The organism is Streptomyces torulosus (assembly GCF_001419765.1).
Lineage (GTDB): Bacteria > Actinomycetota > Actinomycetes > Streptomycetales > Streptomycetaceae > Streptomyces > Streptomyces torulosus.
This window is the reverse complement of the sequence record NZ_LIRK01000010.1, coordinates 24,509-48,212: the sequence shown is the minus strand read 5'-3', so window position 1 is coordinate 48,212 and position 23,704 is coordinate 24,509. Positions and strand designations below refer to the sequence as shown.

The following is a 23,704-nucleotide window of genomic DNA, read 5'->3' as shown; positions in this document are numbered from 1 at the left end:
GGCGCCGGCAAGACCACCACCGTCGAGAGCTGCGAGGGCTATCGGAAGCCGGACTCCGGCACCGTGCGCGTCCTCGGTCTCGACCCGGTCCGCGAGGCCGCCGCGCTGCGCCCCCGCATCGGGGTGATGCTCCAGTCCGGCGGCGTCTACTCGGGCGCCCGCGCCGACGAGATGTTGCGCCATGTGGCGAAGCTGCACGCCCACCCGCTCGACGTGGACGCCCTCATCGAGCGTCTCGGCCTCGGCGGCTGCGGCCGTACGACGTACCGCCGTCTGTCCGGCGGGCAGCAGCAGCGGCTCGCCCTGGCGATGGCCGTGGTCGGCCGCCCCGAGCTGGTCTTCCTCGACGAGCCGACCGCGGGCCTCGACCCGCAGGCCCGCCGGGCCACCTGGGACCTCGTCCGGGACCTGCGCGCCGACGGGGTCTCCGTCATCCTGACCACGCACTACATGGACGAGGCGGAGCAGCTCGCCGACGACGTCGCCATCATCGACGCCGGCCGGGTCATAGCCCAGGGCACCCCCGAGGAGCTGTGCCGCGGCGGCGCCGAGAACACCCTCCGCTTCACCGGGCGCCCCGCCCTCGACGTCGGCTCGCTGCTGAAGGCGCTGCCCGCCGACTCCACCGCCGTCGAGCTGACCCCGGGCGTCTACCGGGTCACCGGCAAGGTCGACCCGCAGCTCCTCGCGACGGTCACGTCCTGGTGCGCCCAGCACGGCGTGATGCCGGACCGGATCTCGGTGGAGCGGCACACCCTCGAAGACGTCTTCTTGGAACTGACCGGCAAGGAGCTGCGTTCGTGACCACCAGCGGTACCTACGCGCCCCGGCCCGGCGCCGCCCCGCTGCCCCGCATGATCGCGGCGCAGGCGGCCCTGGAGACGAAGATGCTGCTGCGCAACGGCGAGCAGCTGCTGCTGACGGTCGTGATCCCGACGCTTCTGCTGGTGCTGTTCGGGTCGGTGGACATCGTCGACACGGGCAAGGGCGAGGCCGTCGACTTCCTGGCACCCGGTGTCCTCGCGCTCGCCGTGATGTCGACGGCGTTCACCGGGCAGGCCATCGCCACCGGCTTCGAACGCCGCTACGGCGTCCTCAAGCGGCTGGCGGTCTCCCCGCTCCCCCGCTGGGGCCTGATGACCGCGAAGACGCTGTCCGTGCTGGTCACCGAGGTCCTCCAGGTCGTCCTGCTCACGGTGATCGCCTTCGCGATGGGCTGGTCCCCGCACGGCAACCCGTTCGCCGTCCTGCTGCTCCTGGTCCTCGGCACGGCCGCCTTCTCCGGCCTCGGCCTGCTGATGGCGGGCACGCTGAAGGCAGAGGCGACCCTCGCCGCCGCGAACCTGGTCTTCCTGCTGTTGCTCGTGGGCGGCGGCGTCGTGGTGCCGCTCGACAAGTTCCCCGACGCGGCGCAGAGCGTGCTCGGGCTGCTGCCGATCGCGGCCCTGTCCGACGGACTGCGCGACGTCCTCCAGCACGGCGCCGGAATGCCGTGGGCGGATCTCGGGATCCTCGCGGTGTGGGCGGTGCTCGGGCTCGGCGCGGCCGCCCGGTTCTTCCACTGGGAGTAAGGCAGCTCACAGCGGTGGTCCGGGAGCCGTGTGCCCCCTCGTGAACGCGTGCACAAGCGGCGGCCTACCATGGTGCGCGTGCCGAACGTGACCCGCGACGACCTCGTCTCCGCAGCGCGCAACCCGCTCGCCTTCATCGCCGAACGCTGGACCCCGGATCCCCGGACGGTCCGGCGCGCGGCCCTGGCCGCCCTCGTCATGGCGGTGGTCATCGTGGTGACCGGTGGCGCCGTGCGACTGACCGGGTCGGGCCTCGGCTGCCCGACCTGGCCCAAGTGCACCGACGACTCGCTCACCGCGACCCGCGCGATGGGCGTCCACGGCTACATCGAGTTCGGCAACCGTCTGCTGACGTACGTGCTGTGCGCGGCGGTCGGCTGGGCGATCATCGCCGCGCGCTCCCAGAAGCCGTACCGGCGCGACCTGACCCGGCTGGGCTGGACTCAGTTCTGGGTGGTCATGGGCAACGCGGTCCTCGGCGGCATCGTCGTCCTGGTCGGCCTCAACCCGTACACGGTGGCCGCGCACTTCCTGCTGTCGACCGCGCTCATCGCCGTCGCCGCCGTCATGTGGCACCGCACCCGGGAGAGTGACGCGGCCCCGCGTCCGCTGGTCGGCACGGCGGTGCGGCAGCTGGTGTGGATCCTGGTGGGCGTCACGGTGCTGCTGATCGCGGTCGGCACGGTCGTCACCGGCGCGGGTCCGCACGCCGGTGACTCCAGCAAGGTCGAGCGCATCCCGCTGAACTGGGAGACGGTCACCAAGCTGCACGCCGTGCTCGCCTGGATCGTGGTGACGCTGACCTTCGCCCTGTGGTTCGTCCTCAAGGCGGTCGACGCGCCCCGCGACCCGCTGCGCCGCACCCGGGACCTGTTCCTGGTCCTGCTCGCGCAGGGCGTCATCGGCTACGTCCAGTACTTCACCGACCTCCCCGAGGTCCTGGTCGGCGCCCATATGCTCGGCTCCTGCCTGGTGTGGATCGCCACCCTGAGGGTCCTGCTGTCCCTGCGGGAGCGACCGGCGGACCTTACGGACGTGCCGGTGCCGACCCAGGCGGAGCGCCCGGTCGTGGCCCACGGCTGAGTCAGCCGTACGTCCGGACCAGATCGTCGATCGCGGGGCCGAGGAACGCCCTGGTCAGCTCGCCCCGACGCGGCACCACGCGGGCCGGCTCCCGGTAGCGGCGCCGCCGGACGTCCTCGACCACCTCGCGGGGCGCGCCCAGCTCCGGCAGCAGCTCCAGCGCCTCGCGCTTGGAGATCAGCCGACCGTCCCGCAGGGTGGCGGTGGCCCGGGCGTGGGTGAGCAGACCGAGGTCGACCCAGACGTCCCGCTGCCACAGGTGGGCCCTGTCGACCGCCGGGCGCCAGAAGTCCCGCTGGTCGCGTACGACGAAGGCGGCCAGGTCGATGTCCTGGACCGGGGGCAGCAGGGCCTCGGGCGGCTCTCCGTGCAGGACCAGGCCGAAGGTGTGCAGTTCACGGCGGGTGACCGGGGTGACCGTCCGCCGGAACAGCCGGCCGTGCGCCCAGGTGAGGTGCCCGCGGCCGGGGTCGGACACGGTGTCGGCGGTCAGATAGGTGCAGTGGAGCAGGTCGGCGAGCGGCTCGTGGCGCAGCCGCGCGTGCAGCCGGGCCAGCCGCCACACCGTCCCGGCGGTGATCGGCCCGTCGAGGACGGCGATCAGATCCAGATCGCTGCGGCCCTCCTGGTAGTCGCCCCCGCCGAGCGAACCGTGGGCCCAGACGGCGAGCGGGTCCGGGCCGCCCCGCAGCCCGTCGACGAAGCGGCGGAGGAGGGCGGCGGTCGCGTCGGCGGAGTCCGGCAGCGCGCGTAAGGCGGCGGTGGGGGTCGGGTCGCTGCGTGTCATACGGGCCAGTCTGTCCGGTCCAGGTCCGGCTCACTCCAGGCCGTACACCCGTCGCGCGTTGTCCGCCGCGATCAGTGCGGCCACGCGTTGGGCGTCCGTCAGGGACCAGGCGCCCTCGGCGACCCAGGTGCCCAGTACCCGGGCCAGCGCCTCGCGGAAGAGGTGGGCGCCGACGACGTGCAGCTCGGGCAGGCCGTGGGCGCCGCTGGAGAACAGGAGCTTGCCGAAGGGGGCGAGTTCGAGGACCTCGGCGAGCACGGCGGGAGCCCGCGCCCCGGTGCGGACCAGTTCGGCGCCGAGGTCGGCGTAGACGTGCGGGAAGACACCGGCGAGGTGGGCGGCGTGGCGGTGGTACGGGTATCCGTGCAGCAGGACCAGGTCGGTGCCGAGGCCGGCCGTGGCGCGGACGAAGTCGGTGAGCAGGACGGGATCCGTGCGGTCGATGCGCAGGCCGGGCTCGCCGAGGCCGGCGTGGAGCTGGAGGGGGCGCCCGGAGGCGATGGCGATCCACAGCAGATGGCGCAGGAGCACCTGGTCGGTGAGGGTCCCGCCGACGGGCCGGTGCGCGAGCCAGCGTCCGGCGGCCCCTCGCACCTCCCCGGGGCCGGGCGGTTCGGGTGCGAGCGCCAGACCGTGCCGTACGCCCGCCACCGACGCGAAGGCCACGGCGTGCGCGGCGGCCCCGTGCACCGACTCGGCGAGATTGGCGAGGAACGACTCCACGGTGCCGGAGGTGTCGGCGACCTGTTCGGCGAGGAGTTCGAGCCGGACGATCTCGTGGGCGTCCGCGTCGCCCGTGGTGGCCATCTCGCCGGGCCCGGTGAGATCGCCGGGCAGCCCCGTGTCGACGAGGTAGGTGGTGATGCCGCTGCCCCGCAGCAGTCGGCGGCCCGCCTCCAGGACGCCCAGTTCACGGCGGCGGGCGAGATAGCGGGCCGGTGGGCAGTGCGGTTCGAGGCCCAGCAGGGGCGGGCACCAGCGGCGCACGGCGAAGCCGGTCTGGGTGTCGAAGTAGGTGGTGCCGGGCGCCGGTGGTCCCTCACCGCGGGCGAGGTGGGCCTCGAACGTGCCGAGGCCCAGCTCCGTTCTCAGTACGCCATGGCAGTACTGATCCACGAGGGACGGCGTTTCGATCATCCGGACTCCCCGTCGCTGGACCGGTGTGCTCCCACAGGTCCTAACGGGTGAGTCGGGCTCAGGTGTTGCTGTTGGCCGGTCCCCCGACCTGGATTCCGGCCATTCGCGACCACTCGTACGGGCCGGTGCGCACCTTGGCGGCGAACTCGCCGTCGAAGTCCTCGTGCACGGTGACGCCGGCCTTGCGCACGGCTTCCTCGGCGATGGCGTGGGTGGGGGCGACGAGGTCGCCCCAGCCGCCGTCCTCGCCGACGAGGACGATGCGGGAGCCACGCTCGCCGATGTAGGCGACCTGGGCCTCGGCGCCGCCGTGCGCCTTCGCGAAGGCGCCGATCTGCTTGGCGATCTTGGCCGCCTGGCGCTCCGCCTTGGCTGCGGCCTTGGTGTCCTTGGCCTCGTCGAGCTGCTTCGTGTCTGCCATGGCTGGATGCTACCGATGAGTAGGGCGGGCCGCGACGGTGGGGGCAGTGGGGTTGGCCACTCGCCGCCGTGCGTCGCGGTGAGGGGCGCGTGCGAGTGCATCGTGGTTGCTCGCGCCCACGCGGCGGAGCCGCAGATGGACACAGCCCCGCGCCCCTTAAAGGGCGCTGCCGCGGGCGTTTCCCGGGAAAGAAGCCGTCAGCGGAGGAAGGGGTCCACCGCCACTGCTACGAAGAGGAGGGAGACGTAGGTGATCGACCAGTGGAAGAGGCGCATCTCCTTGAGCCTGGCGCCGGTGACGCCGCTCTTCGCGCGGTTCTGCAGGGCGTGGGCCTCCCAGAGCCACCAACCGCCGGTCACCAGGGCGACCGTCGTGTAGAACCAGCCGGTGTAGCCGAGGGGGGTCAGCAGGAGGGAGACGGCGACCATCACCCAGCTGTAGAGGACGATCTGGCGGGCGACGACCCTGTTGGAGGCGATCACCGGCAGCATGGGCACGCCGACGCGGGCGTAGTCGTCCTTCACCTTCATGGACAGCGGCCAGTAGTGCGGCGGGGTCCAGAAGAAGATGACCAGGAAGAGGATCACCGCGGCCCAGGACATCGAGTTCGTCACCGCGGACCAGCCGATGAGGACCGGCATGCAGCCGGCGATGCCGCCCCACACGATGTTCTGCGCCGTACGCCGTTTGAGGATCATCGTGTAGACGACGACGTAGAAGAGGAGCGCCCCGAGCGACAGCCAGGCGGACAGCCAGTTGACGAGGACACCGAACCAGGCGGTGGAGACGACGGCGAGGGTGATGCCGAAGACCAGGCCCTCACGCGGGGTGACCATGCCGGTGACGAGGGGGCGCTGCGAGGTGCGCTCCATGAGGGCGTCGATGTCACGGTCGATGTACATGTTGAGCGCGTTGGCGCCGCCCGCGGAGAGGTAGCCGCCGATACACGTGGCGAGCACCAGCCAGAGGTCGGGCACGCCCTGCTCCGCGAGGAACATCACCGGAACGGTGGTGATCAGCAGCAGTTCGATGATCCTCGGCTTGGTGAGGGCCACGAACGCCTTGACGCGGGCCCCGAACGGCCGCTGACCCCGGATGCTGCTCGTGCTGCTCGCGCCCAGCACTCCCGGTGGACGGGATTCGACGGCCGTCACGCACACCCCTGACAGAGACTCCCAGCGAGCACCACGGATGTGAACTCCCCGTAACGGCTCGCGCGTACCACGCCACTGTAGACGTTGCCCAGAGCCAGCCTTTCAACGGGGTCGGGTCGTGTTGGACGGCATGCCCGGACGAGCCGAACACACTTCGGTTGAGCAGTCGGATGAGCGGCTGCGTATTCAGATGTCGAGCGACCGAACCCGCTGGTCTCACCATGCGGAACGACCGGTCGGGAGGCGGATCCGGGACGGTCCCGGCAGTCTGGAATGACTCGAAAAAATGCGCGTTGTTACGGGGGTAGGCTCGACTGCGGCCGGCGCCCCGAGAACGCCGGCACCGGACATGTGAGAGGAGCCCTGACCCAGGGTGAGCACCAAGCCGACCACTACAGACCTCGCGTGGACCGAGTTGGACCAGCGGGCCGTCGACACCGCCCGCGTCCTGGCCGCCGACGCCGTACAGAAGGTCGGCAACGGCCATCCGGGTACGGCCATGAGCCTCGCGCCCGCCGCGTACACCCTCTTCCAGAAGGTGATGCGCCACGACCCCGCCGACCCCGACTGGGTGGGCCGTGACCGGTTCGTCCTGTCCGCCGGCCACTCCTCCCTGACGCTGTACATCCAGCTGTACCTGGGCGGCTTCGGTCTGGAGCTGGAGGACCTGGAGTCCTTCCGCACCTGGGGCTCGAAGACGCCGGGCCACCCCGAGTACGGGCACACCAAGGGTGTGGAGACGACGACCGGGCCGCTCGGCCAGGGTGTCGCCAACGCCGTCGGCATGGCCATGGCCGCCCGCTACGAGCGCGGTCTGTTCGACCCGGAGGCCGCCGCCGGCGAGTCGCCGTTCGACCACCACATCTTCGTGATCGCCGGTGACGGGTGCCTCCAGGAGGGCATCTCCGCCGAGGCGTCGTCGCTGGCCGGGCACCAGAAGCTCGGCAACCTGATCATGCTGTGGGACGACAACCACATCTCGATCGAGGGCGACACCGAGACGGCCGTCTCCGAGGACACCGCCAAGCGGTACGAGGCGTACGGCTGGCATGTGCAGCGGGTGGAGCCCAAGGAGAACGGCGACCTCGACCCGGCCGCGCTGTTCGAGGCGATCGAGGCCGCGAAGGCCGTCACCGACAGGCCGTCGTTCATCGCGATGCGCTCCATCATCGCCTGGCCGGCGCCGAACGCGCAGAACACCGAGGCCGCGCACGGCTCGGCGCTCGGCGCGGACGAGGTCGCGGCCACCAAGCGCGTCCTGGGCTTCGACCCGGAGAAGCACTTCGAGGTCACCGACGAGGTCATCGCGCACACGCGCGGCCTGGGCGACCGCGGGCAAGCGGCCCGCGCCGTGTGGGAGAAGTCGTTCCAGCAGTGGCGGGACAACAACCCCGAGCGCGCCGCCGAGTACGAGCGCGTCGCGGCCGGTGAGCTGCCCGAGGGCTGGGAGGCGCACCTGCCGCAGTTCGAGGCGGGCAAGGGTGTCGCCACCCGCGCCGCGTCCGGCAAGGTCCTCCAGGCGCTCGGCGCCGTCATCCCCGAGCTGTGGGGCGGCTCCGCCGACCTCGCCGGCTCGAACAACACCACGATCGACAAGACGTCGTCGTTCCTCCCGGCGGACAACCCGCTGCCCGAGGCGAACCCGTACGGCCGCACGATCCACTTCGGCATCCGCGAGCACTCGATGGCTGCCGAGATGAACGGCATCGCGCTGCACGGCAACACCCGTATCTTCGGCGGCACCTTCCTGGTGTTCTCCGACTACATGCGCAACGCCGTCCGGCTCTCCGCGCTGATGCACCTGCCGGTGACGTACGTGTGGACGCACGACTCCATCGGTCTCGGCGAGGACGGCCCGACGCACCAGCCGGTCGAGCACCTGGCGTCGCTGCGCGCCATCCCCGGTCTGAACGTCGTGCGTCCGGCCGACGCCAACGAGACGGCGATCGCCTGGCGCGAGATCCTCAAGCGCTGGACGAAGGAGTGGGGCAAGGGCGCTCCGCACGGCCTCGCGCTGACCCGTCAGGGCGTGCCGACGTACGAGCCCAACGAGGGCGCGGCCAAGGGCGGTTACGTGCTCTTCGAGGCCGACGGCGGCGACGCCCAGGTCATTCTGATCGCGACCGGCTCCGAGGTGCACGTCGCCGTGGAGGCCCGCGAGCAGCTACAGGCGCAGGGCGTGCCGACCCGTGTGGTGTCGATGCCATCCGTCGAGTGGTTCGAGGAGCAGGACCAGGGGTACCGGGACAGCGTCCTGCCGCCGTCCGTCAAGGCACGTGTCGCCGTCGAGGCCGGGATCGGACTGACCTGGCACCGGTACGTCGGTGACGCCGGCCGCATCGTCTCGCTGGAGCACTTCGGCGCTTCGGCCGACGGCAAGGTGCTCTTCAAGGAGTTCGGCTTCACCGCGGAGAACGTGGTCGCCGCCGCGCAGGAATCTCTCGCGGCCGCCCAGCGCTGACGCTCACATACGACACGTAGGAGATGTAATTCCATGACAGACGCACTCAAGCGCCTCTCCGAGGAAGGCGTGGCGATCTGGCTGGACGACCTGTCCCGCAAGCGCATCACGTCCGGCAACCTCGCCGAGCTGATCGACCAGCAGCACGTCGTGGGCGTCACCACCAACCCTTCGATCTTCCAGAAGGCGATCTCCCAGGGTGACGGCTACGACCAGCAGCTGTCGGACCTCGCGGCCCGCAAGGTGACCGTCGAGGAGGCCATCCGCATGATCACGACGGCGGACGTCCGTGACGCCGCCGACATCCTGCGCCCCGTCTTCGACGCGACCGACGGCCAGGACGGCCGGGTGTCCATCGAGGTCGACCCGCGGCTGGCGCACAACACCAAGGCGACGGTCGCCGAGGCCAAGCAGCTCGCCTGGCTGGTGGACCGCCCCAACACCCTGATCAAGATCCCGGCGACGATGGGCGGCCTGCCGGCCATCACCGAGGTCATCGGCCTCGGTATCAGCGTCAACGTCACGCTGATCTTCTCGCTGGAGCGCTACCGCCAGGTGATGGACGCCTACCTGGCCGGTCTGGAGAAGGCCAAGGAGCGCGGCCTCGACCTGTCGAAGATCCACTCGGTGGCGTCGTTCTTCGTGTCCCGCGTGGACACCGAGATCGACAAGCGCCTCGACGCGCAGGGCACGCCCGAGGCCAAGGCCGCGCGCGGCAAGGCCGGCGTCGCCAACGCGCGCCTCGCCTACCAGGCGTACGAGGAGGTCTTCAGCGGCGAGCGCTGGGCGGCCCTGGAGAGCGCGGGCGCGAACAAGCAGCGTCCGCTGTGGGCCTCGACCGGTGTCAAGGACCCCGCGTACAAGCCCACCCTGTACGTCGACGAGCTGGTGGCGCCGAACACGGTGAACACCATGCCGGAGGCCACCCTCGAGGCCACCGCGGACAGCGGTGAGATCCGCGGCGACGCGGTCGCCGGGACGTACGAGCAGGCCCGTGCCGAGCTGGACGCGGTCGAGAAGCTCGGCATCTCGTACGACGAGGTCGTCCAGCTGCTGGAGGACGAGGGCGTCGAGAAGTTCGAGGCGTCCTGGAACGACCTGCTCAAGTCGACCGAGGCGGAGCTGAAGCGCCTCGCACCCTCGGAGGGCTGAACACCTTGTCGAGCAGCAATCCGCTGCGTGACGCCGCGGACCGACGGCTCCCGCGTATCGCGGGGCCGTCGGGCCTGGTCATCTTCGGCGTCACAGGCGACTTGTCACGCAAGAAGCTGATGCCTGCCGTGTACGACCTCGCCAACCGCGGACTGCTGCCGCCGGGCTTCTCGCTCGTCGGTTTCGCGCGCCGTGAATGGGCGCACGAGGACTTCGCGCAGGAGGTCCACGACGCGGTCAAGGAGCATGCCCGCACCCCCTTCCGCGAGGAGGTCTGGCAGCAGCTCATCCAGGGCATGCGGTTCGTCCAGGGCACCTTCGACGACGACGTGTCGTTCGAGCGGCTGCGCGACACGATCCAGGAGCTGGACAAGGCGCAGGGCACCGGTGGCAACTTCGCCTTCTACCTCTCCGTACCGCCGTCCGCGTTCCCGGTCGTGATCCAGCAGCTGAAGAAGCACGGACTGGCCGACCAGTCGAGCGGTTCCTGGCGGCGCGCGGTCATCGAGAAGCCCTTCGGCCACGACCTGAAGTCGGCCGAGGAGCTCAACGCGATCGTCCACGAGGTCTTCGCCCCGGACCAGGTCTTCCGCATCGACCACTACCTGGGCAAGGAGACCGTCCAGAACATCCTGGCGCTCCGCTTCGCCAACACGATGTTCGAGCCGATCTGGAACCGGTCCTTCGTGGACCATGTGCAGATCACCATGGCGGAGGACATCGGCATCGGCGGCCGCGCCGGCTACTACGACGGCATCGGCGCCGCCCGTGACGTCATCCAGAACCACCTCCTGCAGCTGATGGCGCTGACCGCGATGGAGGAGCCCGCCTCCTTCGACGCGGACGCGCTCGCCGCGGAGAAGACCAAGGTCCTCGGCGCGGTACGGCTGCCGCGGGACCTCGGCCGGGACACCGTGTTCGCGCAGTACGCGGCCGGCTGGCAGGGCGGCGAGAAGGTCATCGGCTACCTCGAAGAGGACGGCATCGACCGCAAGTCGAAGACCGACACGTACGCCGCGATCAAGGTGGAGGTCGACAACCGCCGCTGGGCCGGTGTGCCGTTCTATCTGCGGACCGGCAAGCGCCTCGGCCGCCGGGTGACCGAGATCGCCGTGGTCTTCCAGCGGGCGCCCCACTCCCCCTTCGACTCCACCGCCACCGAGGAACTCGGCCAGAACGCGATCGTCATCCGCGTCCAGCCCGACGAGGGCGTCACCGTCCGCTTCGGCTCCAAGGTGCCCGGCACCTCGATGGAGATCCGGGACGTGTCGATGGACTTCGCGTACGGCGAGTCGTTCACGGAGTCCAGCCCCGAGGCGTACGAGCGGCTGATCCTCGACGTCCTGCTCGGTGACTCGAACCTCTTCCCGCGCACGGAGGAGGTCGAGCTGTCCTGGAAGATCCTCGACCCGATCGAGGAGTACTGGGACAAGCACGGCAGGCCCGCCCAGTACCAGGCCGGTACCTGGGGCCCCGTCGAGGCGGACGAGATGCTCGAACGAGACGGACGGAGCTGGCGCCGGCCATGAAGACAGACCTCACGGACACCACCGCCAGCAAGATCAACAAGGCGCTCGTCAAGGCTCGCCGCGCGATCGGCACGCCGGCCGTCGGCATGGTGCTCACGCTGGTCATCGTCACGGACGAGGAGAACGCGTACGACGCGCTGAAGGCCGCGAACGACGCGTCCCGCGAGCATCCCTCGCGCACGCTCGTGGTCATCAAGCGTGTCTCGCGCGGGCCCCGGGACCGGACGAAGTCCCGCCTCGACGCCGAGGTGCGGGTGGGCGCCGACGCGGGCGCCGGCGAGACGGTCGTCCTCCGGCTGTACGGCGAGGTCGCGGACCACGCCCAGTCGGTGGTGCTGCCGCTGCTGCTGCCGGACGCGCCGGTCGTGGTGTGGTGGCCGGTCACCGCGCCGCTCGACCCGGCCCGTGATCCGCTGGGCGCGCTCGCCCAGCGCCGGGTCACCGACAGCTACTCCGCCGAGAAGCCGATCGACGAGCTGCGGGCCCGCGCCGACAACTACGAGCCCGGCGACACGGATCTCGCCTGGACGCGGATCACCCCGTGGCGTTCCATGCTGGCGGCCGCGCTCGACCAGGTGGACTGCGAGGTCATCTCCGCGGAGGTGCACGGCGAGCAGTACAACCCGAGCGTGGAACTGCTGGCGATGTGGCTCGCGGACCGGCTGCACGTCCATGTGCGGCGCGGGGTGTCGGCGGGCCCCGGCCTGAACGAGGTGCGGATGCTGACCAGCACCGGCCCCATCCGGCTGTACCGGCCCTCCGGCGGTCTCGCCCTCCTCACGCTGGAGGACCAGCCGGACCGGGCGGTGGCGCTCAAGCGCCGCGAGACGTCCGAGCTGCTGGCGGAGGAACTGCGCCGACTGGACCCGGACGACACGTACGCCTCGGCACTGCGGTTCGGGGTGGACCGGCTGGGCGGCTCCGCGGGGAGCGCGCTGCCGGGCGGGACGACGTCCGAGACGACATCGGCTTCGGCTTCCTCTTCGGCTGGGAGCGCGGCTTCTCCGGGAGGCGCCGGGTCGGCCCTGTCCACGGGAAGCGCGTCGTCCTCGGCGGCGGACGCCTCGCGTGCGGACACGGCTTCGACGGCCGCTTCCGGTTCGGCTTTTGCGTCCTCTTCGGCTTCGACTTCCGCGTCCGCTTCGCCGGCCCTGCCGGCGTTGGCGGCCGGTGGTGACGGCGAGGGCGAGGGCGAGGGCGAGCGGCCCACGCCGGCGCAGATGCCGCCCGTGAAGAAGGCGGCCTCGTAGTGAGTACTCCTCAGCTGGTCGTGCACCGCGACAAGGAGCTGATGGCGCAGGCGGCGGCCGCCCGGCTGATCACCAAGGTCGTGGACGCGCAGGCCTCGCGCGGCTACGCCTCGGTGGTCCTCACCGGTGGCCGCAACGGCAACGGTCTGCTCGCCGCGCTGGCGGCGGCGCCCGCGCGGGACGCCGTCGACTGGGGCCGGCTGGACCTGTGGTGGGGTGACGAGCGGTTCCTGCCCGAGGGTGACCCCGAGCGGAACGTCACCCAGGCGAGGGAGGCGCTGCTGGACTCGGTGCCGCTGGACCCGAAGCGGGTGCACGCGATGCCCGCGTCGGACGGGCCGTGGGGCACCGATGTGGACTCGGCGGCCGCCGCGTACGCGGAGGAGCTGGCGCGGGCGGCCGGGCCGGAGAACCACGGCTCGGTGCCGACGTTCGACGTGCTGATGCTGGGCGTCGGCCCGGACACGCATGTGGCGTCGCTGTTCCCGGAACTGCCGGCCGTACGGGAGACCGAACGGACCGTGGTCGGGGTGCGGGGAGCGCCGAAGCCCCCGCCCACCCGGGTCACCCTGACGTTGCCGGCGATCCGGTCGGCACGCGAGGTGTGGCTGCTGGCGGCCGGCGAGGACAAGGCGCGGGCGGCCGCCATCGGCCTGTCCGGCGCCGGTGAGATCCAGGCGCCGGTCGCGGGCGCGTACGGAAGGGCCCGCACGCTGTGGCTCCTGGACGCGGCGGCGGCGTCCCAGCTTCCCCGCTCGCTGTACCCGCCGGCGTCTCCCTGAGTGGTACGCGCGGTTGCGTGGGGGCTTGTCGCGCAGTTCCCCGCGCCCCTGAAGGAACGGGCCTGCGGTCCGGCCTTCCTCGGAAAGCACGGGCGCAGCCCCTGCTTTTCGAGGGGCGCGGGGAACTGCGCGGGCAACCACGAACCACCGTCAGACGGAGAAGTGCCCCTCCCGCGTCTCCGGCAGAGCCGCCACGCACGCCAGGCTGACCAGGCACAACCCACCCGTGTAGAAGCCCAGCACCAGCGGCGACGACCACTGGCTGTTCAGCCACGTCGCGACGAGCGGCGCGAACCCGCCCCCGAGCGTGTTGGCGAGGATGAACGCCGCGGACGCCCCGGTGTACCGCAGCCGCGCCGGGAACAGCTCCGCGAGGAACGCCGCCATCGGCGAGAACATCAGCGCGAGCAACATCAGCCCCACCGCGTACGCTCCGGTGATGAGCAGCGCGTTCCGTGAGCTGAGCGAGGCGTACATCGGCACCGCCCACAGCACGGACCCGGTCGCGCCCGTCAGCATGAGGGGCCGCCGTCCGACCCGGTCGGCGAGGCGTGCGACGGGCAGGGTGATCGCGATCCCGGCCGCCGCCCCGATGCTCGCCGCCGTCAGCATCGTGTTCTGCGGGATGCCGAGCGTCTTGGGTCCGTAGGACAGGCTGTAGACGATCGTGAGGTAGTAGACGGCCGAGCCGCCGATCGCCGCCCCGGTGCCGAGCAACAGCCGACCGGGGTGCCGCGCGATGAGCGTGCCGAGCGGGAAGCGGGACGCCGGGGACGGGGCCGGCTCGGCGGGCCGGTCCTCCGCGTGGGCCCACGCCGGTGTGCGCGTGCCCCCGCCGGTCTCCGCCTTGAACACGGGTGACTCGGCGACCGTCGTGCGCACCCACAGCCCCACCATGACGAGCACGGCGCTGAGCAGGAACGGGATCCGCCAGGCCCAGTCGGTGAAACCGGCCCGGCCGACGATGTCGAGGGTGGGGACGATAACGGCGCTGGAGAGCAGGAAGCCGAGCGACGGGCCGATGTTGGGGACCGCAGCGTACAGCGCGCGGCGGCCGGGCGGGGCGTGCTCGGCGGCGAGCAGGACCGCTCCGCCCCATTCGCCGCCCATGCTGACGCCCTGCAGCAGACGGAGCGTCACCAGGAGGACGGGGGCGAGGAGTCCGGCGGTCTCGTAGGTGGGCAGCAGGCCCACGCCGACCGTCGCGACGCCCATCAGCAGCAGGGAGGCGACCAGGGCGCGGCGCCGGCCGAGCCGGTCGCCGATCGTGCCGAAGAGGACGACCCCGAGGGGGCGGGAGACGAAGGCCGCGGCGAAGGTGAGGAACGCGGCGAGGGTGGAGACCGTGGCGTTGCCCGAGGGGAAGAAGGCGGGGCCGAGGACGAGCGCGGAGGCGGTGCCGTACACGGCGAAGTCGTAGTACTCGATCGTGGTGCCGATGAGGCTCGCGACGGCGACCTTCGGTGCCGTGGACCGCCGCGACTCGGACGGTAAGGCGACCGGTCCGCCGCCCACGGCCTCGGTGACGGTCTTTGCGGGGGATTCGGGCATGGGGGGCTCACTTCCGGAATGCCCGGACATGAATGGTCCGGGCCCATGGGGGGACGGCCAGGCATGTAACACGAACCGGAGTGCGACTGTCACCCTAGGTCGGAAAAATCGATTCCCACAAGCAAGCCGGAGCCCTCTGCGGGAATCCCGGCCACAAAATTGAGCGTCCTTTTACTCAGCCAAAACCACCCAGAGCGTACGACACCTACCAGCTCACCACTTGCCGCATAACAACGCACGAACACCACTCGGCGAGGGCGTCAACCCAGGGGCTACTGTCGATTCGCTGTCAATAAAAATACAAACATCCACATAAAAATTTACCGACCGTCACGCCTTGCCAATGGTCGATCACGCACGAAATGCTTGTCCGGGCAGAACTTTAATGTTCTACGACCATCTTTTTTCGGCCATGGAGAAAGGCTTTACACCCATGCTGAAAACTGGCAAGCCATTACGTCTCAGAAGACTTTCCCTCGTCGGCGACGATCGACACTTGCTCATACCGCTCGACCACAGTGTTTCGGACGGCCCGATCGCCCCTCCGGGGCAATGGGAAGGTCTCTTGCGCGCACTCGTGGCCGGCGGGGCCGATGGAATCATCGTCCATAAAGGGCGGGCTCGAAATCTTTCATCGGACATCCTCAAGAGCTGCGCGCTGGTGGTGCATCTGAGCGCCAGTACGGCGTGTTCCGCCGATGTCGACGCGAAGGTGCTGGTCGGCGATGTCGAGGAGGCGGTGGCCCTCGGTGCGGACGCCGTCAGCGTCCATGTGAACGTCGGCTCCGACACCGAGGGACGCCAGCTGGCCGACCTGGGAGCGGTGGCGCGTTCCTGCGACACCTGGGGCATGCCGCTGATCGCCATGGTCTATCCACGCGGGCCCCGGATCGACAACCCGCACGACCCCGCCCTCCTCGCGCACATCGTCAATGTGGCCGCCGACCTGGGCGCCGACCTGGTGAAGACGTCCGTCGCCCTGCCGCTCGACCGGATGGCCGAGGTGGTGGCCCACAGCCCCATCCCCGTCCTCGCGGCCGGCGGCCCCCCGGACGGCTCCGATCTGATCGCGTACGGCACCGCGCTGATGGCCGCCGGCTGCCGTGGGCTCGCCGTCGGCCGACGCGTCTTCTCCTCCCCCTCCCCCACCGCCCTGGTGTCCCGACTGGCCGCCGTCGTGCACGCGCAGACGGGGCCCCCGGGCGGCATGAGCATGACTGATTCGCATCCCACCCACTACTCGACGATCGTGGCAGGTGTCGCATGAGATTCGCGTGGATCGATCTCCGTGAAGTCCCCCGTCCCCAGCTCCAGGCGGTGGTGGACGCGGCCGTCCACGCCCGGATGGCCGGAGTGGTCTCCGCGGACGCCGAGCTGCTCGCCACGCTGCCGCCCACCGTCACCCGGGTCCTGGCCGCCGCGGACGGCGCTCCGGCCGCCGTGCGGAAGCCGGGCGACAGGGCCACCGACAAGGCCGCCGACAAGGGCGGCAAGGACGCGAAGGACGCCGGGAGCAAGGCGTCCGGACCCACCGCGTCCGCGACCGACGCGGACACCGGTATCGACGTCCTGCTGCGGAAGTTCACCACCCAGGAGGAGCTGGACACCCTCGCCGCGGCCCACCGTGCCTCCGCCGGCGCGTCCGGTGCTCCCGTCGCCGGATTCATCGACGTCCGCGACGACCGCACGCTGCGGCTGTCCTGCGCGGGCGCGATGGCCCTGCCGTACACCGTGATCCACTTCGCCGACCCCACGAAGATCCCCCTGGAGATCGTGCTCGCGGCGGCCGAGTCCGCCGAGGGCAAGCTGGTGACCGTGGTCGGCGACCTGGAGGAGGCCGCCATCGTCTTCGACGTCCTCGAACGCGGCTCCGACGGCATCCTCTACGCGCCGCGCTCCGCCGACGAGGTGTTCGCGCTGGCCCGGCTGCTGCAGGCGTCCACCCCGCAGCTGGAGCTGTCGACGCTGACCGTGGAGAGCATCCGGCACGTCGGCCTCGGCGACCGGGTCTGCGTGGACACCTGCTCGCACTTCGAGGAGGACGAGGGCATCCTCGTCGGCTCCTACTCCTCCGGGTTCGTGCTCTGCTGCAGCGAGACCCACCCGCTGCCGTACATGCCGACCAGGCCGTTCCGGGTCAACGCCGGCGCCCTGCACTCGTACACGCTGGGCCCCGACAACCGCACCAACTACCTCAGCGAGGTCGGCTCCGGCAGCACCCTGCTGGCGGTCGGCGCCGACGGCCGCACCCGGCGGGTCGTGGTGGGGCGTGCCAAGCTGGAGTCACGGCCCCTGCTGGAGATCCGCACCCACGCCGAGGACGGACGGCTGGTCAGCCTGACCGTGCAGGACGACTGGCATGTCCGGGTGCTCGGCCCCGGCGGCAAGGTCCTCAACGTCACCGAACTCCGGGCGGGCGACGAACTGCTCGGCTACCTCGCGCAGGACAAGCGCCATGTGGGCCTGCCCATCGGCGAGTTCTGCAAGGAGGTCTGAGCCCCCATGGGTGAGCTCGTCGACGACGAGGGGATGGGCGCCCTGGTCCAGCGGCTGTTCGACGCGCGGGACGACACCCTCCCCTATCTGACGCACCAGCGGGAGACCGTCCACCGGGGCGAGTTACGGGAGCGGGTGGCCAAGCAGGCCGCCGTGTTCGCCGGGCACGGTATCGGACCGGGCAGCACCGTGGGCCTCCAGACCCCGCCCAGCTTCACCCAGGTCGAGGTGCTGCTCGCGCTGTGGCGGCTGGGCGCGCAGGTGCTGCTGTTCGACTTCCGGCTGAAGCCCGCCGAGGTGAGCGCCCTCGGCGAGGTCTGCCGCCCGCAGTTCATGGTCGGCGCCGGGTCGAACGTCCGGGCGACCTTCGGGTTCCGGCCCGAGTACGAGGTCACCACCGAGATCCGCAGGGGCGGGCGACCCGCCGTCACCGGGCACCGGCTGGTCCAGTTCAGCTCGGGCTCCACCGGGCGGCCCAAGGTGATCGGCCGGACCGTACGGTCGCTGGCCGCCGAGATCGCGGCGTTCGCCGAGGTCCCCGGCATGCCCGGCCAGGGCGACCGGCTGCTGCTGCTCAGCTCGACCGCGCACAGCTTCGGCCTGATCGGCGGGCTGCTGCACTCCCTGGCCACCGGCGTCTCCGTGGTGTTCACCCCGCGCGTCTCGGCCCGTGACATCCTCCGGACCGCCGCGGAGCACCGCGTCACCACCCTGTTCGGGGTGCCGATGCACTACGAGCTGCTCGCCGCCGCCCTCGACGCCCCCGCCCTGCCCGACCTGCGGACCGCCGTGTCCGGCGGGGAGCTGATGCCGCCCGAGGCCGCGGCGAGATTCGCCGAGCGGTACGGCGTGGAGGTCGGCGAGGCGTACGGCACCACCGAGACCGGAATCGTCGCCATCGATGTCGCCGGCCGGCTGCGGCCCTCCGTCGGGCGGCCCGCACCGGGCGTGGTGGTCCGCGTGCACAAGGGCGAACTGGACGTGGCGCTCGACGAGTCCCCGTACCTGTACGACACGGGCGGCACCCAGTACGCGGACGGCTGGCTGCACACCCGGGACCGGGCCACCGTCGGCGCCGACGGGGCGATCACCGTGCACGGCCGTGCCGACTCCCTGGTGGTGATCGGCGGCCTCAAGGTCGACCTCACCGAGGTCGAGCACGTCCTGCGCGAGCACCCGGCGGTCGAACAGGCCGTCATCGTCCACGAGGACGTCACCGAGGCGTACGTGGCGGTCGCCGACGGGGCGGACAGCCCGTCGCCGGAGGAGCTGCTGCGCTGGTGCCGGGAACGGCTGGCCGACTACAAGCTGCCCCGCGTGATCCGGCTGCTCGACGACCTGCCCCGCACCTCCAACGGAAAGCTCGTCCGCCGGGCGGCCACGCTCCGCTCCACGGGGTGAGCGGGCCACCGCGGTCGTCCGTTGTCCCTGCAATCGGTCACTGAAATCAGTCACTGGAGATCCTGATCATGAGTACGTCCACATTGGAAGACGAGATCCGCGAGTTCGTCCTGACGTCGGTCATCGACGAGATGAACATCCTGACGAGCCGCGACGGCATCACGGACGACAGCCCGGTGACGGTCGGCGGGCTGGAGGTGGACTCGCTGAGTCTGATCGAGCTGACGCTGCGGCTGGAGTCGCGGTTCGGCGTGGAGATCCCGGACACCGACATCGAGCCGCTGGCCTCCCTGACCCTCGGCGGGCTCGTCGCCGAGGTCGTCCGACGCGGTGCCACGGCATGAGCGCGGAGGCCTCCGCGCCGACCGCCCTCACCACCGACACCGTCCGGGCCCTGCTGGCGGACCGGAAGATCTTCCCCGGTGTGCCCGAGGACCTCGACGAGGACGCCGAACTCGTCCTGGACTCCCTGGGGCTGGTGTGGCTGCTGCATGTGGTGGAGGAGCGGTACGGCCTGGTCGTGGAGCCCGGCGACGACGACATCTCCCAGCTGACCTCGCTCCGTCGGCTCACCGAGTTCCTGCGGACGGCGGAGCAGGCGGCGGACGGGGGTGAGCACCTTGACCGGTGAGGTGACGGTGACCGGTTTCGGCGTCCGTACGGCGTTCGGCACGGGCGCGGACGCGCTGCGGCGCGGGGTGTTCGCGGGCGTCCCCTCGTTCGCGCCGACCACCCGGTTCGACACCGGCCCGTACCGCACGCCGATGGCCGGCGCCGCCCCGGACGGGCCCGACGCCGTCGAGGGCTGGGCCCTGCGCCACGCCCTCGCCCGCTGCGGGACGGAGGCCCTCGACATGGCGGGCCTGCCCCAGGGCACCGAGGCGGCGGTCCTGCTGGGCATCGCCGGTGACTGCACGAGCATCACCCGCCACTGGCGGGACGCGGCGCGCCCGGGGGTCGACTCGGACCGCCCCGATGGCTCCGAGGGCATGGGGGACCCCCTCCACGCACGGCTCGCCGACGCCGTCCCGGCCCGCCTCGCCGAGTCGCTGGCGGGCGAACTGCGGCTGACGGGGCCCCGGTTGACGTTCACCAACGCCTGTGTGGCGTCGGCGGCCGCGATCATCCACGGCTGCCGGCTGATCTCGTCCGGCCGGATCGACGCGGCGGTCTGCGCCGGCGGCTATCTGGTGGAGGAGGAGACGTTCGGGAAGTTCGACTCGGGCCGGGCGCTGTCCCGTGACGGCATGGTGCGCCCGTTCAGCGCGGACCGCACGGGCCTGCTGCTCGGCGACGGGGTCGCGGCCGTCGTGCTGGAGTCCGCCGAGCACGCCCGGCGGCGCGGCGCCCGGCCGCTGGCGGGCGTGGTCGGCTGGGGCGCGGCCACCGACGCCCACCACATCGCGCAGCCGCACCCGGAGGGCGTGGGCCTCGCCCTCGCCGCCCGGCAGGCGCTGCGGCTGGCCGGCGACCCGGACGGCGCGGACCTCGGCTACGTCAACGCGCACGGCACCGGCACCAAGTACAACGACGGCGCCGAGACCCGGGGCCTGCGGGCCGCCCTGCCGAAGCGGGCCGAGTCGGTGCCGGTCAGCTCCACCAAGAGCACCACCGGGCATCTGCTGGAGGCCGCGGGAGTCGTGGAGTTCGTCATCACGATGCTGGCCCTGACGGACGGGGTCCTCCCGCCGACCGCGGGGTTCACCGCGCCGGACCCGGAGTGCGACCTCGACTACGTGCCGAACGAGCCGCGCCCCGCCGACCTCCGCCGCGCCCTTACCATCAACGCCGCGTTCGGCGGCGCCAACACCGCGCTCGTCCTGGAGCGGCCGTGACGACCACAGAGAAGGCGGCGCTCCGCTCGCCCCTCGCCGTGCTCACCTCCACCACCGCGACCCACGGCACCGGCCGTGACGGCGACATCGCGCTGCCGCGGCTGCCCGGCTTCGTGGAGTCGGCGTTCAGTCCGCTGGCGTACGAGGTGGCCGCCCGGTGCCTGACCGCGTGCCCGGGCGACGGTTCCCGTACGGCGGTGGCGCTGGCGAGCCTGATGGGGGACACCACCACCGCGGACCTGGCCAGTACCCGGGTGGTGTCCGGGCGGGTGCACAACCCGCTGCTGTTCATGCAGGCCACGCCCAACTCCGTGCTGGGCCACCTGAGCCGGGAGTTCGGGATCACCGGGCAGATGTTCAGCCTCTCCACCCTGGACGACCCGGTCACCGAGCTGCTGGCCATGGCGGACCTGCTGCTGGAGGACCCGGAGCTGGACCGGGTCCTGGTGCTGGGCGTGGAGCTGGGCGGCGGTGAACGGGTGGCCGCCGTGCACCGCGAGCTCACCGCCGACGACGGCCGCCCGGTCCCGGACCTGCCCGAGCCGGCCGGTCTGGCGGCGGCGCTGCTGCTGACCCGGCCCGGCCCCGAGGCACCGGTGACGGTCCGCGCGACGGAGACGGACGACAGCGGGCATCCCCCGGCGGCCCCGCATCACGGCAGCGTCCAGGGCCTGTTCGACCTGGCCGCCGCGCACCGTCGGCTGCTGCGGGACGGCGGCAGCCAGGTCCTGGCGGCGGCCGGCCCGGCGGCAGCGGCGTTCCTCCTCAGTTCCGAACGGCTCCCGGAGAGAAACGAGACGGACACCCATGCTCATCAGTAGGCAGGAGCGGGCGCGGATCTGCTCCGACAGCGAACTCGGCGCCGGCAACGTCCTGTACCGGCTGAAGGAGTACGACCGCGCCCTCGACGAGCCCGTCCTGCGGTTCGACGGCACCTGGCGGGCCCCCGACGGCAGCCACCCGGAGGTGCTGACGCTCGGGCAGCTGTACGAGGTGGTCGAGGCGTACGCGGGCTGGTACGCGGCCCGGGGGGTGCGGCCCCGTGACCCGGTGGCGATCCACTCGTACGCGGCGGCCGAGTTCGCGGTGAACTTCCTGGCGCTCACGGCGCTCGGCGCGATCCCCTCGTTCGTCAACGGCAATCTGTCGCCGGAGATCGCCCGCGAGTACGTCCGCCGGCAGGGTGTGGTGGGCGCCTTCACCGACGAGGCACACCACGAGGTGCTGGCCGGGGCGCCCGGCCTCGGCTTCTGTGCGACCGCCGCCGGGATCCGGCCGGAGGACCGGGAGTCGCTCCCGGCGTCGTACCCCTACCGGCACGACCCCAGCGACCCGGTGCTGATCTCCCACTCGTCGGGCACCACGGGCCTGCCCAAGGGGGTGCCGCACACGCACCGGACCCTGATGTACGCGCAGCTGCACCGGCTGCGCTACTCCACCGGCACCGACATGGAGCGCACGCTGGTCGGGCTGCCGGGCGCGCACAACGCGATGGTGGCGACGCTGATGTACTGCCTGCTGCTGCGCACCGACATCAAGCTGCTGTCCAGTCAGCGCGGCACGGACGTGCTGGACGCCATCGAGGAGTTCCGTCCGACGACGGTGCTGGCGTTCGCCGGGACGTTCGGCGAGATGGCGGTCCAGGATCTGACGGCGCGTGATCTGTCGAGCGTGCAGGTGTGGTTCAACACCGGGGACGCGGCGCACGAGGCGCACATCCGGGCGCTCGTGCGGCACGGCAGCCATGTCGAGATCCGCCGGGATCTCAGCCGTACGCGCGTCGACGGGTCGGTGTTCGTGGACGGGCTCGGTTCGTCGGAGGCCGGCTACTCGGTCTTCCACAACCGGCACACCAAGGACACCTCGGCGTACTCGCGCTGCGTGGGCAAGCCGATCAGCTTCGCGGAGGCCGCCGTGCTCGCCGAGGACGGCACCCCGCTGCCGCCCGGACAGATCGGCCGCCTGGGTCTCAAGTCGCCGACACTGACGCCGGGTTACTGGAACGACTCGCTGACCTGGAACCGGATGCGGCTCGGCGGCTACTGGCTCACCGGCGACCTCGCCCACCAGGACGAGGAGGGCAACTTCTACCACCTGGACCGGGCCCCGGACGCCATCCGCACCGCCGCCGGCATCGTCTTCAGCACCCGCACCGAGGAGTTGCTGCTGGCGGAGGTCCCCGGGCTCGCCGACTGCACGGTGGTCGGGGTCGCCCCCGACGGCGTACGGGCGGACTGGGACGGCGACGGGGAGGCCGAGGCGTACGCGCTGCTCCAGCTCGCCGACGAGGGCGCGGCCGAGGACGGCGGCGAGGGCGACGGGGGTGACACGGGCGACGAGGAGTGGACCGCGCGCGTCAACTCCGTGCTGACGGCGGCCGGTCTCCCGCCGGTGACACGGGCCCTGCGGATGAGGCCGGACGACGTGGCCAAGGGCGCCACCGGCAAGGTTCTGAAACGAGTGATGCGCGACAGGTTCGCCGCCGGTCCGGCCGCCGCGGCCGGCGCCCCGGCCGACGGCGTCGCCGAGGAGCACGCATGAGCACGCGTACGGATGACGGCACCGTCAACCACCGGGCCGCGACCGTGGAGGCGTACCGGCTGTGGTGGCAGCACGACGCCCACTGGTACCAGGGGGTGGCCGCCAGATTCGGGCAGGAGGCGGCGAACGAGATCAACGCCGAGGCGCTGCGCAAGGTCGCCCTGCACGTGGGGCAGCGCGTCGCCCGCCTCGCCGGGCCGCTCCCCGACTCCGGTGACGTCCGCAAGGACCTGGAGGAGCTGCGCCGCCGCTACGACGACTGCGGCGACCGGATGTTCCCGCCCGAGCTGCGCAACGCCTCCACCGAGGTCGAGGACGACGATCTGATCGTCCTCACGCTGAAGCGGAACTTCGCGATCACCATGGTCCGCATGGCGGGTTCCCTGGAGGGCTACCGCTGCCCTTGCACCGCCATCCACGCGGGCTGGTCCGAAGGGCTCGGCGTGACCCTGGCCGAGAACCGCGCCGAGAGCTGTCTGCGTGAGGGCGACAAGGCGTGCCGTCTGCTGATGCGGGTCGCCGCGCCCGCCCCGGCCGGAACGGAGGACTGAGG

Annotated in this window: 22 protein-coding genes; 17 read left to right on the top strand and 5 right to left on the bottom strand. The window is 71.6% G+C overall.

Annotated features, from left to right (window positions below; translation table 11 throughout):
• The 3 genes from AOK23_RS01210 to AOK23_RS01200 form a co-directional block, all read left to right on the top strand.
• On the top strand, positions 1-804 hold an 804-nt coding region (locus AOK23_RS01210), incomplete at its 5' end, for an ABC transporter ATP-binding protein (protein WP_055710874.1).
• Positions 805-854: 50 nt separating this feature from the next.
• Positions 855-1,571 (top strand): ABC transporter permease, encoded by a 717-nt coding sequence (locus AOK23_RS01205; RefSeq protein ID WP_055710878.1) that lies wholly within the window; start codon positions 855-857, stop codon positions 1,569-1,571.
• A 69-nt stretch (positions 1,572-1,640) separates the two neighbouring features.
• Positions 1,641-2,654 (top strand): COX15/CtaA family protein, encoded by a 1,014-nt coding sequence (locus tag AOK23_RS01200; protein ID WP_055710873.1) that lies wholly within the window; start codon positions 1,641-1,643, stop codon positions 2,652-2,654.
• 1 nt (position 2,655) lies between these two features.
• Here AOK23_RS01200 and AOK23_RS01195 read toward each other — a convergent pair whose 3' ends face one another.
• The 4 genes from AOK23_RS01195 to AOK23_RS01180 all read right to left on the bottom strand — a co-directional run bounded on the left by AOK23_RS01195 (position 2,656) and on the right by AOK23_RS01180 (position 6,153).
• Positions 2,656-3,441 (bottom strand): hypothetical protein, encoded by a 786-nt coding sequence (locus tag AOK23_RS01195; RefSeq protein WP_055710872.1) that lies wholly within the window; start codon positions 3,439-3,441, stop codon positions 2,656-2,658.
• Positions 3,442-3,471: 30 nt separating this feature from the next.
• Positions 3,472-4,578 carry an amidohydrolase family protein gene (locus AOK23_RS01190; protein WP_055710871.1) on the bottom strand — a complete coding sequence of 369 codons (1,107 nt, stop codon included), beginning with the start codon at positions 4,576-4,578 and terminating at the stop codon, positions 3,472-3,474.
• A 58-nt stretch (positions 4,579-4,636) separates the two neighbouring features.
• Entirely contained in the window at positions 4,637-4,999 is a 363-nt protein-coding gene (locus AOK23_RS01185) for a hypothetical protein (protein ID WP_055710870.1), read from the bottom strand.
• 197 nt (positions 5,000-5,196) lie between these two features.
• A complete protein-coding gene (locus AOK23_RS01180) occupies positions 5,197-6,153 on the bottom strand; it encodes a heme o synthase (RefSeq protein WP_055710877.1) in 957 nt (318 codons plus the stop codon).
• 373 nt (positions 6,154-6,526) lie between these two features.
• Between AOK23_RS01180 and tkt the strand changes: the two genes are divergently transcribed.
• The 5 genes from tkt to pgl are packed head-to-tail and all read left to right on the top strand — an operon-like array spanning position 6,527 to position 13,327.
• Positions 6,527-8,614, top strand: coding sequence for a transketolase (tkt, locus tag AOK23_RS01175; RefSeq protein ID WP_055710869.1), 2,088 nt, complete (start codon positions 6,527-6,529; stop codon positions 8,612-8,614).
• 33 nt (positions 8,615-8,647) lie between these two features.
• Positions 8,648-9,766 (top strand): transaldolase, encoded by a 1,119-nt coding sequence (gene tal, locus AOK23_RS01170; RefSeq protein WP_055710868.1) that lies wholly within the window; start codon positions 8,648-8,650, stop codon positions 9,764-9,766.
• Complete coding sequence (zwf, locus tag AOK23_RS01165) at positions 9,763-11,295, top strand: glucose-6-phosphate dehydrogenase (RefSeq protein WP_308812029.1); 1,533 nt, start codon at positions 9,763-9,765, stop codon at positions 11,293-11,295. Before tal ends, zwf begins: the two co-directional genes overlap by 4 nt.
• Positions 11,292-12,545 (top strand): glucose-6-phosphate dehydrogenase assembly protein OpcA, encoded by a 1,254-nt coding sequence (opcA, locus tag AOK23_RS01160; RefSeq protein WP_055710866.1) that lies wholly within the window; start codon positions 11,292-11,294, stop codon positions 12,543-12,545. Before zwf ends, opcA begins: the two co-directional genes overlap by 4 nt.
• Entirely contained in the window at positions 12,545-13,327 is a 783-nt protein-coding gene (gene pgl, locus AOK23_RS01155; RefSeq protein WP_055710865.1) for a 6-phosphogluconolactonase, read from the top strand. The genes opcA and pgl overlap by 1 nt, the downstream gene beginning before the upstream one ends.
• A 150-nt stretch (positions 13,328-13,477) precedes the next feature.
• Here pgl and AOK23_RS01150 read toward each other — a convergent pair whose 3' ends face one another.
• Positions 13,478-14,878 carry an MFS transporter gene (locus AOK23_RS01150; RefSeq protein WP_055710864.1) on the bottom strand — a complete coding sequence of 467 codons (1,401 nt, stop codon included), beginning with the start codon at positions 14,876-14,878 and terminating at the stop codon, positions 13,478-13,480.
• 433 nt (positions 14,879-15,311) lie between these two features.
• On the opposite strand from AOK23_RS01150, the gene AOK23_RS01145 reads away from it, so the two are divergent.
• From AOK23_RS01145 to AOK23_RS01105, 9 genes are all read left to right on the top strand, one after another.
• Positions 15,312-16,145, top strand: a complete 834-nt coding sequence (locus tag AOK23_RS01145; RefSeq protein ID WP_079049204.1) for a 2-amino-3,7-dideoxy-D-threo-hept-6-ulosonate synthase — start codon at positions 15,312-15,314, stop codon at positions 16,143-16,145.
• Positions 16,142-17,374, top strand: coding sequence for a 3-dehydroquinate synthase II family protein (locus AOK23_RS01140; protein ID WP_055710862.1), 1,233 nt, complete (start codon positions 16,142-16,144; stop codon positions 17,372-17,374). Before AOK23_RS01145 ends, AOK23_RS01140 begins: the two co-directional genes overlap by 4 nt.
• 6 nt (positions 17,375-17,380) lie before the next feature.
• Entirely contained in the window at positions 17,381-18,775 is a 1,395-nt protein-coding gene (locus tag AOK23_RS01135) for a class I adenylate-forming enzyme family protein (RefSeq protein ID WP_055710861.1), read from the top strand.
• 68 nt (positions 18,776-18,843) lie between these two features.
• On the top strand, positions 18,844-19,119 hold the full coding sequence (locus tag AOK23_RS01130) for an acyl carrier protein (RefSeq protein ID WP_185093775.1): 276 nt from the start codon (positions 18,844-18,846) through the stop codon (positions 19,117-19,119).
• Positions 19,116-19,406, top strand: coding sequence for a hypothetical protein (locus AOK23_RS01125; RefSeq protein WP_055710860.1), 291 nt, complete (start codon positions 19,116-19,118; stop codon positions 19,404-19,406). The genes AOK23_RS01130 and AOK23_RS01125 overlap by 4 nt, the downstream gene beginning before the upstream one ends.
• Positions 19,396-20,610 carry a beta-ketoacyl-[acyl-carrier-protein] synthase family protein gene (locus AOK23_RS01120; protein WP_055710859.1) on the top strand — a complete coding sequence of 405 codons (1,215 nt, stop codon included), beginning with the start codon at positions 19,396-19,398 and terminating at the stop codon, positions 20,608-20,610. Before AOK23_RS01125 ends, AOK23_RS01120 begins: the two co-directional genes overlap by 11 nt.
• A complete protein-coding gene (locus tag AOK23_RS01115; RefSeq protein WP_055710858.1) occupies positions 20,607-21,431 on the top strand; it encodes a hypothetical protein in 825 nt (274 codons plus the stop codon). The genes AOK23_RS01120 and AOK23_RS01115 overlap by 4 nt, the downstream gene beginning before the upstream one ends.
• Positions 21,418-23,151, top strand: coding sequence for a class I adenylate-forming enzyme family protein (locus AOK23_RS01110; RefSeq protein ID WP_055710857.1), 1,734 nt, complete (start codon positions 21,418-21,420; stop codon positions 23,149-23,151). The genes AOK23_RS01115 and AOK23_RS01110 overlap by 14 nt, the downstream gene beginning before the upstream one ends.
• Positions 23,148-23,702 (top strand): hypothetical protein, encoded by a 555-nt coding sequence (locus AOK23_RS01105; protein ID WP_055710856.1) that lies wholly within the window; start codon positions 23,148-23,150, stop codon positions 23,700-23,702. Before AOK23_RS01110 ends, AOK23_RS01105 begins: the two co-directional genes overlap by 4 nt.
• Positions 23,703-23,704: the final 2 nt, after the last annotated feature.